We start from the raw sequence: 12,457 nt of genomic DNA on the forward strand, positions 1-12,457 counted from the left end.
ATCGGCGAAGGCTGGACCTGCACCGTGACCGATGGCACTGGTGTCGTCGTCCCGAAGGCGACTGACTCCACACATCCCGGCACGGCCAGTGTGAACTACACCTGCACCTGGACCGGCACCGGTTCGCCGTCCTACACGGGCACGAACACGGCGACGATCACCTGGGATGCAGCAGCAGCGCACACGACCAACAACAGTGCGACCGCCACGGCGGGCTTCACCCTGACGTCGCGGGCGCGACCAACAAGACCATCAACGTGACCGACCCGCTGGCACCGAGTGGCACGTTCACCACGGTGACAGCGACTGATCCGCCAACCGCACCGACGACTAAGGTGTTCACCTACGCGCACGAGTTCACCGGTAATACGGCGGGCACCTGCACGACGCACGACAACACGGCCACGATCACTGAGACCGGCCAGTCCGACACGCAGCAGGTGAAGGTCTGCGTCGGTGCCGACATGACGGTGTCCAAGACTGCGGCTCCGGCATACCACCGGACCGTTACCTGGGCCATCAACAAGAACGCCGACCAGACACGTGTTGAGATCGCTGACGACGAGTCGGCAAGCATCGAGTACACGGTTGACGTGACCAAGACGGTCACTCAGAGTGCCTGGGTCGTCAACGGCTCAATCACTGTGACGAACCCGAACGACTGGCAGGCCGTGACGGTCGACATCACTGATGCGATCGACAACGGCGGCTCCTGCACCGTGACTGACGGCACCAGTGTCGTCGTCCCGGCGAGCCAGTCTGTCACGAAGTCCTACCAGTGCACCTTCACCAGCAACCCGGGCAGTGGCACGAACACTGGCACGGCGACCTGGAACAGTGCAACGGCGCACACGCCAACCGGCACCGCGTCGGGCGGGGCAAGCTACGACTTCGCCACGGCCACGACGACGACCGATGGCTACGACACCATCACCGTCGGTGATCCGGCCGCCGATCCGAGCTCCAAGAGTTTCTCGGCTACCGGGCAGTGGGTCTACACCGTCGTCTACGACGGCGTTGCCGGGGTCTGCACGACCTACGACAACACCGCGACAATCTCGCAGACTTCGCAAACTGCTAGTGAGTCGGTTGTCGTCTGCGTCGGTGCAAACCTGAGCGCAGCGAAGACGGCGAACGCGTCGTTCGACCGCGAATACCTCTGGGACATCACGAAGGACGTCGATACCGCCAGCCAGAACGTTCCGGCTGGTACCGACGCGACCTTCAACTACACGGTGACGGCATCGCAGACCGGCGTGGCCGATAGCGGCTACACCGTCTCCGGCACCGTCACGGTCAGCAACCCGAACGAGTGGCAGAGTGTGGCCGTCAGCGTGGCCGATGCCATTGGCACCGGCTGGAGCTGCACGTTCCCGAACGGCGCAACCGGCACCGTCCCGGCCGCCAGCTCTGGCACCGCCGGTACGCTCGACTTCGCCTACACCTGCACATGGTCTGGCGAGGAAGCCCCGAATCTGTCCGGCACCAACAGTGCAACCGTGACTTGGAATGCTGATACCTACAGCACCTCCAGCGGCTCGGCCCCGGCGAGCGCCAACTTCACGATGGCTATCGCCGGCACGACCAACAAGACCGTGACCATCGTCGACGACAAGACCGATCCGGTGAACCCGGTGACCCTGGGCACCCTGGTCGGCTCGGACACGTCCACGATGACCACGCAGACCTGGAACTACGCGATTGATCTGGCCGGTGTCGCTGGTGTCTGCACCACCTACACCAACACGGCCGGTATCAAGGTTGGCGAGACGACGATCGACTCGACCGGCAAGACGGTTACCGTCTGCGGCGCTGTCGACCTTACCGTCAGCAAGACAGCCAACCCCGCGTTCGTCCGGACCTACACCTGGGACATCAACAAGGTTGTGGATCCGGCCGATCTCGACCTGTTCGCAGGCGAGAGCGCCGATCCGACCTACACCGTCAGCGTGGACAAGACCACGACTGACAGTGCCTGGGTCGTGACCGGCACGATCACCGTCACGAACCCGAACCAGTTCCAGGCAGTGACCGTTGCGGTGACCGACGCGATCAACAACGGTGGCGTCTGCACCGTCCCGAATGCCGACAGCGTGGTCGTCCCGGCAGCGACGGCAGCAGCAGCGGGCAGCGTCTCGCTGGCCTACACCTGCACCTTCGCGGCCGCCCCGAACCCGGTCAGCGGCACGAACACCGCGACGGCGACGTGGAATGCCCAGACGCTCGGCTCGGCCAACGGCACGGCCAGCGGCACGGCAACAGCAGACTTCAAAAACGCGGCGATCACCGAAGTTGGCCACAACGCGGTGAACGTCGACGACACGAACGGCGAGACGTGGGGCCCGGTGTCGGATGACGACTCCTGGACCTACACGGACCAGCTGGTCTGCTCGAGTGACCCGGCCGACTACGTCAACGGCCACTACAGCTACACGCACCAGAACACGGCTGAGATCACCGAGACCGGTGACTCTGACACCGCCTCGGTAGCGGTCGACTGCTACGCACCTGTCGTTGGTGCGGCCGGTACAGCCGACTACACCCGCACGTGGGATTGGGACGTCAACAAGACGGCCGATACCACGACGCTGGTGCTGCCGTTCTGGCAGCAAGGCACGATCAACTATCAGGTCACCGTTACCGGCACGCCGGAGGATGGCGACCTGACGATCAACGGCACGATCTCGGTCAATAACCCGAACCCGAACGCGGCGATGACGGTTCAGCTCGCCGGAAATGTCAACGGTGTTGCAGCAGCGTTCACCTCCAGTGACAGCTGCACCATCACCAACGGCTCGGTGACGGTCCCGGCCGGCGGCACGGCAACGTGCGGCTTCACGGCACCGCTGGGAGACAACTTCCCGCAGGCGGGCACGGCGACTGTGTCGACAACCGTGACCATCGGCGGCGTGCCGTTCGCTCACGCGCTGGATGTCACGGTCGGCGCTCCGTCGAGCATCGTCGACGATGAAGTCACGGTGAACGACTCGCTGCTCGGATATCTCGGCACCGTCTCGGCCGGCGCTGATGCTTCAGCCGCCAGCCAGACCTGGAACTATCCGCTGACGGTCGGGCCGTTCCCGGCCGGTACGAACCAGGTCATCGACAATGTCGCGACCTACGTGACGAACGACACCGGCACAAACGGCTCTGACGACTGGAGCGTGAACGTCAACGTTCCGCTGCTGGCAGTCTGCGACTGCACGCAGAATCTGAGCTACTGGGTCAACATGGCCGACAAGGGTGGTCGCCGCGGGTATGACTCGACCTGGGAACTGGTGGGCCCACAGGCCGCCAACACCAAGTTCTTCCAGAGCCCGTACTCGTTCCGATCAATCCTGGTCATGATGCCGCGTGGCAACGACGTCACCTACTACGGTCTGGCCCAGCAGTACATCGTCGCTGAGCTGAACCTGCTCCGTGGTGCCTCGGCACCGCAGGAAGTCGTGGACGCGATGTACGCCGCGAAGGTTCTCTTCGAGACCTACACGCCGGCACAGGTCGCATCGATGAATAGCAGCCAGAAGGCGCAGTTCACGGCGCTGGCCAACACGCTGTCACGCTTCAACAACTGCTATATCGGTCCGGGTCGCTGCCGCTAGCAGCGCAACCGAGCGGGCGGTGAGCGATCACCGCCCGTGACAACCCGAAGCCCCCGCACCCAACCAGGGCGCGGGGGTTCTCTTTTGTCCATCCAGACTTTCTCGACATTTCGGTTGAGGAAGTGTGACAATTCTCATAGCAGGAAGCAGCGCCACACGGAACGATTAGGTCTGGAGTGATCGTTTGCTTCCAGAAAGAAGGATTGCGATATGGCGACCGTGAGAGCCGATGCGACCGTGACCGAGGAGATCCGGACCGAGAAGATTCGCGTTCTGGTTGAGCGCTATCCGCAGCTGATGGAGCCGCTGGCGCAGTACGGTTTCGACCTGTGCTGCGGTGGTGAGCATCCCATCGCCGAGGCTGCCCGTCTGCACGGTATCGACGCCGAGGAGATCTTTACGACGGTCTTCAACGCGCTCGATCTGACCATGCCGACCGCGTAGTCGATGTTTCCACGGCTCGTCCCACTCGGAGCGCTGTTCTCGGCGCTGGCCCTGACCGTTGCGGCCGGTTGCACAGCGTTCGTTCCAGATCATCCGCAGCTCTGGAGCGCGCTGGTTGCGTTGGTCGTGCTGGGTGCCATCACGCCGATGATCCTGGCGGTCAACGTCCGGATCGTGCCGGTCTTCAGCCGTCGCACCTGGCAGCAGCCACGAGTCATGGCTGCCTCGATCGTGCTGGCGGTGCTGGGTGGCTGGACGACGTTCCTGGGGCGAGCCGTGCCCAACGGCAGGCTGGAGACGCTCGGCGCAACGCTGGCGCTCGTCTCTGGCCTCTGCTTCATGATCTCGATCATGCGGCTGTTCCGCTCCGAACCGGTGACGCAGGTTGGGCCGCCATTGCCCTTCCCGGAGCAGGTCCAGCTCGACAAGGTCGGCATCAGCTTCACCCGTCAGGCGGGTATGTACCTCATCCTCGGCCTGATCGTCGGGCTGCTGCTGCGCTTCTGGACGCCGAGTCGTGGCCGCTGGGACCTGGTCTGGGCGCACGCGATGCTACTGGGCTGGTTTCTCAACATGGCCTCGGGCGTCTGCTACCACACGCTCTCGCGCTGGACTGGTCTGCGCTGGCGCTCGGCGCGCATGATCCAGGTGCACCTGCGAGTCGCGACGCTGGCTCTGCCGCTGATGATCGTCGCCCTGGCGATCAACCACCGCTGGCTGTTCGCGCTCGGCGGCGTGTCGCAGGCGGCGATGCTGGTGCTGTTCGTCGTCAACATCCTGCCGATGATCGTCGGCCTGCCGCTGGTCTCGCGCGTCGGGGTGACGGCGGCCTGCGTCGCGCTGACGAGCGGCGTGCTGCTGGGCGGCTGGTTCGCGCTCGACCCGGTTGCCGGCTACCGCCTGCGGACCGCCCACGCTTCGATCAACCTGTTCGGCTTCGCTGGCCTGCTGATCGCCGGTGTTGGCTACTACCTGCTGCCACGCTTTGCCGGCCGACCGCTACGCTGGCCGCGCCTCGCGCTGGGGCAGGTCATCCTGCAGATCGTCGGTGTCGTGACGCTGGCCTTCGGCTGGTACTGGCGACAATATGGTCACGATGGCGGTACCATGCTCATCATGATCGGTGGACTGACAACGATGGCTGCGCTGATGCTGTTCGCGACGATCCTCGCCGCTACCTTCCGTAAGCGGGTGCGAGCGACGATCTCGAACGTGTCGCTCTCGCCATCACCCAAAACTGCTCGCTAGCCTGTGGATCGCGTCAGCATCCTCTACACGCGCGCTGCGCTGCTCTGGCTCGTGGCAGGTGTCATCCTGGGCTCGCTGATGCTCTCTGATGATCTGGTGCCCGGCAGCTGGCGGCTCTGGTTCGCCCCGACCCACGGCCACATGCTGTTCGTCGGCTGGTTCCTGCAGTTCGCCATCGGCGTCGGCTACTGGCTGCTGCCGCGCAAACGCAACACCGACCTGCCCTACGGCTATAACGAACGTCTCGCGATGGTTGGCATGGTCCTGCTCAACCTCGGGCTGCTCACCCGCGTCGTCGCCGAACCACTCGGTCGCGCCGGACACACCGGCAGCCTGCAGGACGCCGGCGAGGTGATCTCCTCGCTGCTCCAGCTCGCCGCCGTCCTCATCATCGCCACCCAGATCTGGCAACGCCTCATTCCCCGCCCCGCCAAGCTCGTCCGCGACGGCAAGCCGGTGCGCGGGCAGGGGGCGGAGAAGGAGTAGGGCGCGGCGCGGGCGAGCCACGGATGTGGTGGGGTGCCGGTCTGGCGGGTTGGGTGGCAAAACGGGCGTATTGCATACGCCCGGCCGGACCCCACGACATCAAAGCATCCCCAGCCACCGCGTTGACTACATCACCCTGCCGCTTTTGATTCTGGCCTGCCTAACGGGTGGGAGATTTCTCACTGCGGTTCGAAATGACAGGATACGAGAGTGGCTGTCGGGCCGAACTGCTCGCCATTGCTGGCAATGACGGCCGATCGGATTGGCAACTTCCCTCTTGTTCTGTCATTTCGAACCGCAGTGAGAAATCTCCCACCCGCCGGAGCCAGTCAAACGCGGGACAGCGGCGCTCAAAGCAACACCCGCCCTACTTCCGTCGGTCGCGCAGTGTGCGTTTGAGACCGCCGCCGCCGCGACGACCGGGGCGGGTCTTGTGGCTGCCGGTGCGGCGCGCGCCGACGGATGACTGACGCTTGGCGCGCGGGCGCATGGCGCGGCGCATGACACCGAGCTCGCGACGCACGAGCGCCGAGATGTCGTCGGGCGTCAGGTCCGGCGCGCTGCGCGCCAGCCGGTTGGCGATCCCGCCGATCGTTTTGGCGTCGAACGGCGCGTTCAGCGAACCGAGGGCCAGCGCCACACGGAGCAGCAGGATATCGGTCGCGCGGGGACCGGCGACGCCACGGGCTGCGCCGATCAGGTCGCGCTGACCCGCTGGACTGCCATCCAGCCCCTTCAGCGTCATCGTCGCGCCGAGCGCCCGCCACTCCTCGGCGTGGCGTTGCTGGCGCTGCGAGCGGTCGCCGCGCGTCGCCCCGGCGAGCTCGGCAACGGCAGCGGCGTCGATGTCCATACCGGCGTTCTGCAAATGCGCGATGGCAGTGTCGATCTCACGCGGGTTGACGCGGTACCCGGCGGCAGTACGCACCGCCGCGACGAACTCCGCCGCCGGCATGACGATGCCGGCGTTCAGCAGCGAGATGCTGATGCGCTCGAGGATCGCCTCGCGAGAGGCCGACGTGGCGGGCTGGCTCTGGTCGGATTCGGCAGCGGCTGTCTCTGCGGCTGCTTCCTCCGGTGGGGTGGTCGGCTCCTCAGCGTCTGTCATCAGATGATCCCGTCGTTACGCAACTGGTCGATGGTGCTCTGGTCGTATCCGAGGCGCTCGTGCAGCACCTCGTCGGTGTGCTGGCCGAGCGTCGGCGGTGCCAGCCGGACGGTTGGCGGCGTCTCCGACATGGCGAAAGGGATACCAGCCATCTTCAGCAGTCCGGCAGTCGGGTGCTCGATCTCAACCAGCATGTCGCGCGCCAGCGTCTGCGGATGCTGGAAGACCTGCTCGATCGTATTGATCTTGCCGCTGGGGATGTTGGCCGCATCGCAGGCTGCGATCCAGTGGTCAGCGTCCTCGGTCACCAGCAGCTCCTGCAGGATGCCGATGATCTCCTCGCGGTTGGCGACGCGCGCTGCGTTGGTCGCGTAGCGCTCGTCCTGCGCCAGCTCGGGTCGCTCGACGATCGCGCAGAGTGCCTGGAACTGGCGGTCGTTGCCGACGCCGAGGATCATGTGCTGATCGCGGGCGCGGAACGTCTGGTAGGGGACGATGTTGGCGTGGGCGTTGCCGTAGCGCTTGGGCGGATTGCCGGAGACGAGATAGTTCTGCCCGACATTGACCAACCAGGCGATCGCGGAAGTGAACAGCGTCGCATCGACGCGCTGGCCGACGCCGCTCGTCTCGCGTGTGTGCAGCGCCGAGAGGATACCGATCGTCGCAAACAGGCCGGCGGTGACATCAACGACGGCAACGCCAACCTTCATCGGCTCGCCGTCTGGCTCACCGGTGATGGCCATGATGCCCGCCTCGCCCTGCGCGATGAAGTCGTAGCCCGGCTTGTTGGCCATCGGGCCGGTCGGGCCGTAGCCGCTGACGTTGGCCCAGATCAGGCCAGGGTTGTCGGCGCGCAGGTCGTCGAAGCCGAGGCCGAGCCGCTCGAACGTGCCGTGCTTGAAGTTCTCAACGATGATGTCGCTCTCGCGCGCCAGATCGCGAATGATCTGCTTGCCCCGCTCGGACTTGATGTCGACGGTGATGCTGCGCTTGTTGCGATTGACCGTCAGATAGTAGCCGGCCTCGCCACCGGCCCAGGGCGGGCCCCAGGCGCGCGTGTCGTCACCCTTGCCCGGCTGCTCGACCTTGATAACATCTGCGCCGAGGTCGCCGAGGGTCATCGTGCAATACGGCCCGGCGAGCACTCGCGAAAGATCCAGCACCCGGATACCGTCGAGCGGTCCGTTGCTCTCCGTCATCGTTCACTTCCTACGTTTCGTGATTGAATCGATCCGCGACCAGCCCCTCTCGGCGTGGCGTATGGCTAGCGTATCACGGAAGCCTGGAGCACGAACGTCCATGCCCCACGCCGAATTGATGCAGGCAATTGCCGAAACCGACAGCACGTTTCGCCTCGTTGATGGCGACTGGATCGGCAAGTGTCTGATCTGCAACGGACCGCTGCGCTTCGATGCGCACACCGGCATCGGCGCGACGGTCGAGCACATCGTGCCGCGTCGCGGAGGGGGCACCAACGACTTGCTCAACCTTGGTTTGGCGCACCCGGCTTGTAACTTTGAGAAGGGTGTCCACTGGGATGAGCCGAAGCGTCGACGGGGCAGGATGAAGGAGTACGAGTCGCTAGTCACCCGGCTGCTGACGACGCGGCGGGCACGCTGGCGCGAGCCAGGTCAGGCGACGACCAGCCGCACCGATTGATAGCCGGTCATGCCGTCAGGATGTGGATCGGCTTCGGCCTCGATCTGCACCTGCCCCGCGCCGTCGACGGCGCGAACCGTCACCCGATGCTCGCCGCCGGTCGCTGCCCAGTCATAGCGCCAGCGCTGCCAGACGAACACCGGCTCGTATGGCTCAACAGCAGCGGCCAGCCATTCACCGTCGTCGATACGCACTTCCACGCGCTCGATACCGCGCGATCCGGCGAAGGCGATGCCGCCCAGCGCGACGTTGCCGTCCGCGTCTGGCTGCACAGTGCCGCGCGGCGTCTCGATGGTCGAGATGACCTGGATCGTCGCGTCGTCGGTCCAGCCGCGCTCCTGCCAGTAGCCCTCGTAGTCGTGATCGACCAGCTCGATGCGCTCCAGCCACTTCACGTTCTTCTCGCCGTACAGGTTCGGGACATACAGGCGGCAGGGGAAGCCGTGGCTGCGCGGCAGCGTCGTGCCGTTCATGCCGTAGACCAGCAGCGTCGTTGGCTCCAGCGCCTTGGCTAGCGGGATCGAGTCGGAGTAGCCTCCCGCGCCATTGCAGACGAGATCCACGACGCCATCCTGGATACCGGCGCGCTGTAGCACATCGCGGAGCGGCACGCCGGTCCAGCGGGTTGTCGAGATCAGGCCGCTGTCCCAGGTGAAGGAGATGCACATCAGCGTGCCGTCCTGTTCGACGGCCGGAAGAGACAGCAAGTCCTGCCAGCCGAGAACGACCTCGCGCTCGACGAGGCCGCCGATCGTCAGCGACCAGCCGTCTTCGGCGATGTTCGGGTCGCGCGTTGAGATGTCGACCAGATAGAAGTTGTCGTTTGGCGTGTAGCGTGGCGGCATGCCCTCCGGCGCTGGGAAGTCGCCACTGTCGGGGATGATTTCGGCGGCTGGTGTTGCGTTCGCTGCTGCGTCCGGCATCTGCACGTTTGTGAGGGCCTGCCCGGCGGCAGTCGGCGCATCCGGCCGCAGGATCGCGCCGGTGATGCGGCCGACCGCGATACCGCCGATGCCCAGCCCGAACGCGACCAGCGCTGCTTGTCGCAGAAGCTGCCGCCGACCGGAGTTGCCCGGCTGGTAGAGCCAGTCCTCCCGCGCCGCCAGATGCTGCTCGGAGCGCAACATGTCGAGCGTGTCGAGCAGGCGATACAGCAACACGCCGCAGAGCCCGGCAGTCAGCCCGAACGCGACAATGAGCCAGAGCAGGCGACCGAGGCTGTCCGCGTCTCCCGCCCAGCGTGCCAGCGCGAGCGCGGCGAGGAGCGAGCCTCCGGCAGCGATCGCGCAGGCGAGACGTCGGCGGCTGCCGCAGGCGAGCGCGACCACTGGCCACGCCGCGATCCAGATGAGGACGCCGAACGCCAGCAGGAGACGTTGGGCGAGGTGGCCGAATGTTTCAATAGCCCAGGTCGCCGCATCACCCGGCGATAAGCGAATCAGCAGGTCTGCCAGATCGAAAGGCGGGTAGGTCGTCAGGTTGGCCTGATACAGACCGGCCCAGAGTCCGATGACGGCGACACCGGCCGCCGTCGCCAGCACGATCGTCGTTCGGCGATCACGAGTGGAATGTATGTTGTCGGCCATGCCGGGCCTCATTCATGCGCGGCCAGCGCCGCAGGGTGGCTACGGCGCGGTCGCATTGATGTTCTGCAGGACGTTGATCGCCCATTCGAGCTGGAAGTCGTTCAGGTCGCTCGGCGGTGGTCCGGAATTGGTGACCGGTACGAACGGGAACTGCCCGTCGCGCAGGCCAACGATCACGTCCGGGCGTATCCCGTGGTCGCGGATCATGCGTCCGTCTGGCGTCAGCCACAGCTCAGTGCCGAGCAGCACTCGTCCGCCGTTATCCAGATTGAACGAACTGAGGACGGTGCCGGTGCCGAAGGTCCGCTCGCCGATGATCGTCGCGTTCGGTGTGTTGGCCTGGATTGCGCCGGAGACGATCTCCGAGGACGATGCCGCGCCTTCATTGACCAGCACGATCAGCGGTAGATCGCCGATGTTTTGCGCCTGTGCTTCGGCGGTGTGCTCTTCCTGGCTGCCGTCGCGGAACTGACTGATGAAGATGGTCGATCCTTCCGGCACGAAGGTCGATGCAACCTTGATCGCTTCATTGACATAGCCGCCGGGGTTGTTGCGCAGGTCGAGGACCACACGCTCAGCACCCTGCTCCTTCGCCTCGCCAAGCGCCTGGATGACATCGTCACCGGCACCGGACGTGAACTGCGACAGGCGAATGAGCGCGATGTTGTTGTCCAGCATGACCCAGGAGACGGATGAGACCTCGATCTTCCGGCGCGTGAGTACCACCTTGACCGTGGCATCCTGCCCGGCGCGACGGAACTCCAGCGAGACGTCGGTGCCCTCCGGGCCACGAATGATCTTCACGACGTCATCGACGGACTGGCTGGTGACATCCTGCCCATCGACCGACACGAGAATGTCGCCGGGCCGGATGCCGGCTTCCATTGCCGGTGAGCCGTCGATCGGCGCAACCACGACGATGCCCTCGTCACGCTGCTCGACCTGAATGCCGACGCCGACATATTCACCCGAGAGTGACTCGGATTGCGCCTGGCTCTCTTCTGCAGTCAGGTAGCGGGTGTGGCCCTCGTCGTGCAGGGTCTCCAGCATCGCCTGAATCGCGGCGCTGGTCATCTGATCGTTGTTGATCGCTTCCTGATCGACGAACTGATCCTGGATGAGATCCCAGACCTGATTGATCGTGTCCGGACCGTTGGTGCTGCTCTCCGCTGCGCTCGCGCCGCCGTTTGGCGGGTTGACGACGAAGCGCTGGAACAGCATGCCGCCGGCAAAGACGAACAGCAGCAGACTGAGCGCGACGAATGACACGACCGCCTTGACCGCGCCGCTCGAACCACTACGTTGCGGCGGCGATGGTGGGGCAGACCGCGGAGCTGGTGGCAGCGCAGGCTGGTCTCCGGGTTGCGGCGCGTCTGGATAGTCAGATGTATTCATTCTCGGTGTCGTCTCTGCTCGGTTCGGGTCCGTCGCGGGCGCGTGCCGGACATCGGCAAGGGTGCTGATTGGCAAGTATACGGACGATAGAAGCGCTGCCTCAGTCTGCCGGAAGATTTCAGCCAGATTTCAGGTTCGGGTCATACGTGGTTCAGCAACGGGGTTCATAGTAACTACAGCGTTCGAAAAACGCTGACAACCAACCACCCCCTACCCCCACACGTCGGTCCCGCGTGTAATCGGGATCGGACCCCAGAGAGCCCGCCAGATGCGCACCTGGCGGGCTCTCCCCCTTTTCTCCCGCAGACACATTGCACAGCGTCCGAACCGAGAGTACGGTGTGAGCGAAATTCGTGACAGGTATCGGAGGATCAGGTGCCGTTCTACACGCGAGGCGGAGACAAGGGCTATACCGATCTGCTGGGCGGCCGCGTGCCGAAATTCGCCGAGCGACCGAAGACATTCGGCACGATCGACGAAGCAACGTCAGTCATCGGGCTGGCGCGCGCGATGGCGAGCTCCGACCGCACACGCAGCATCCTGATCGACGTGCAGCGTGACCTCTACCTGATGATGGCCGAGCTCGCGTTCACCCCCGAGATGACCCAGCAGCGCTATCACATCACTGCCGACCACGTGACCCGCGTCGAGGCCGAGACGGACGCACTGGAGGCCGACGTGCCACTGCCGCCGCACTTCATCCTGCCCGGCGACACGCAGAGCGGCGCGATCCTCGATGTCGCCCGCACCGTCGTCCGTCGCGCCGAACGCCTGGCTGTGCGCCTTGCCCACGAGGGCGACATCGACAACGACCACCTGCTGGCCTACCTCAACCGCCTGTCGTCGCTGCTCTTCATCCTGGCGCGCTTCGAGGACCACTGCGCCGGAGTCATCCCGACACCCGCCAAGGCGGAGCGTGGGTAACAGGG

General features: G+C 65.1%; 11 protein-coding genes. 7 read left to right on the forward strand and 4 right to left on the reverse strand.

The window, feature by feature from the left end:
* From M9890_13725 to M9890_13745, 5 genes are all read left to right on the forward strand, one after another.
* On the forward strand, nucleotides 1-261 hold a 261-nt coding region (locus M9890_13725), incomplete at its 5' end, for a hypothetical protein (protein ID MCO5178011.1).
* Nucleotides 258-3,602 carry a hypothetical protein gene (locus M9890_13730; GenBank protein ID MCO5178012.1) on the forward strand — a complete coding sequence of 1,115 codons (3,345 nt, stop codon included), beginning with the start codon at nucleotides 258-260 and terminating at the stop codon, nucleotides 3,600-3,602. The genes M9890_13725 and M9890_13730, both read left to right, overlap by 4 nt.
* A gap of 210 nt (nucleotides 3,603-3,812) precedes the next feature.
* Nucleotides 3,813-4,046: a DUF542 domain-containing protein gene (locus M9890_13735; GenBank protein ID MCO5178013.1), complete on the forward strand. Its 234-nt coding sequence runs from the start codon at nucleotides 3,813-3,815 to the stop codon at nucleotides 4,044-4,046.
* 3 nt (nucleotides 4,047-4,049) lie between these two features.
* A complete protein-coding gene (locus tag M9890_13740; GenBank protein ID MCO5178014.1) occupies nucleotides 4,050-5,294 on the forward strand; it encodes a cbb3-type cytochrome c oxidase subunit I in 1,245 nt (414 codons plus the stop codon).
* 3 nt (nucleotides 5,295-5,297) lie between these two features.
* Entirely contained in the window at nucleotides 5,298-5,780 is a 483-nt protein-coding gene (locus M9890_13745; GenBank protein MCO5178015.1) for a cbb3-type cytochrome c oxidase subunit I, read from the forward strand.
* A 367-nt stretch (nucleotides 5,781-6,147) separates the two neighbouring features.
* Here the strand turns inward: M9890_13745 and M9890_13750 are convergent, their stop codons facing one another.
* Both M9890_13750 and M9890_13755 read right to left on the reverse strand, forming a co-directional pair.
* A complete protein-coding gene (locus tag M9890_13750; protein MCO5178016.1) occupies nucleotides 6,148-6,888 on the reverse strand; it encodes a hypothetical protein in 741 nt (246 codons plus the stop codon).
* Nucleotides 6,888-8,087 (reverse strand): CoA transferase, encoded by a 1,200-nt coding sequence (locus tag M9890_13755; protein ID MCO5178017.1) that lies wholly within the window; start codon nucleotides 8,085-8,087, stop codon nucleotides 6,888-6,890. The genes M9890_13750 and M9890_13755 overlap by 1 nt, the downstream gene beginning before the upstream one ends.
* A gap of 100 nt (nucleotides 8,088-8,187) precedes the next feature.
* Here M9890_13755 and M9890_13760 point away from each other — a divergent pair, with 100 nt between their 5' ends.
* Entirely contained in the window at nucleotides 8,188-8,547 is a 360-nt protein-coding gene (locus M9890_13760) for an HNH endonuclease (protein ID MCO5178018.1), read from the forward strand.
* Here the strand turns inward: M9890_13760 and M9890_13765 are convergent.
* On the reverse strand, nucleotides 8,520-10,133 hold the full coding sequence (locus M9890_13765) for a molybdopterin-dependent oxidoreductase (GenBank protein ID MCO5178019.1): 1,614 nt from the start codon (nucleotides 10,131-10,133) through the stop codon (nucleotides 8,520-8,522). The genes M9890_13760 and M9890_13765 overlap by 28 nt on opposite strands.
* 39 nt (nucleotides 10,134-10,172) lie before the next feature.
* Nucleotides 10,173-11,528, reverse strand: coding sequence for a S41 family peptidase (locus tag M9890_13770; GenBank protein MCO5178020.1), 1,356 nt, complete (start codon nucleotides 11,526-11,528; stop codon nucleotides 10,173-10,175).
* 375 nt (nucleotides 11,529-11,903) lie between these two features.
* Here M9890_13770 and M9890_13775 point away from each other — a divergent pair, with 375 nt between their 5' ends.
* On the forward strand, nucleotides 11,904-12,452 hold the full coding sequence (locus M9890_13775; GenBank protein MCO5178021.1) for a cob(I)yrinic acid a,c-diamide adenosyltransferase: 549 nt from the start codon (nucleotides 11,904-11,906) through the stop codon (nucleotides 12,450-12,452).
* Nucleotides 12,453-12,457: the final 5 nt, after the last annotated feature.

Source organism: Thermomicrobiales bacterium (genome assembly GCA_023954495.1).
In the GTDB taxonomy this organism is placed as follows: Bacteria; Chloroflexota; Chloroflexia; order Thermomicrobiales; family CFX8; genus JAMLIA01.

Bases quoted from the DNA above. Each gene is read 5' to 3' on its own strand.
- M9890_13735 (MCO5178013.1), top strand. From the start codon at position 3,813: ATGGCGACCGTGAGAGCCGATGCGACCGTGACCGAGGAGATCCGGACC.
- M9890_13740 (MCO5178014.1), top strand. From the start codon at position 4,050: ATGTTTCCACGGCTCGTCCCACTCGGAGCGCTGTTCTCGGCGCTGGCC.
- M9890_13750 (MCO5178016.1), bottom strand. From the start codon at position 6,888: ATGACAGACGCTGAGGAGCCGACCACCCCACCGGAGGAAGCAGCCGCA.
- M9890_13755 (MCO5178017.1), bottom strand. From the start codon at position 8,087: ATGACGGAGAGCAACGGACCGCTCGACGGTATCCGGGTGCTGGATCTT.
- M9890_13760 (MCO5178018.1), top strand. From the start codon at position 8,188: ATGCCCCACGCCGAATTGATGCAGGCAATTGCCGAAACCGACAGCACG.
- M9890_13765 (MCO5178019.1), bottom strand. From the start codon at position 10,133: ATGGCCGACAACATACATTCCACTCGTGATCGCCGAACGACGATCGTG.
- M9890_13770 (MCO5178020.1), bottom strand. From the start codon at position 11,528: ATGAATACATCTGACTATCCAGACGCGCCGCAACCCGGAGACCAGCCT.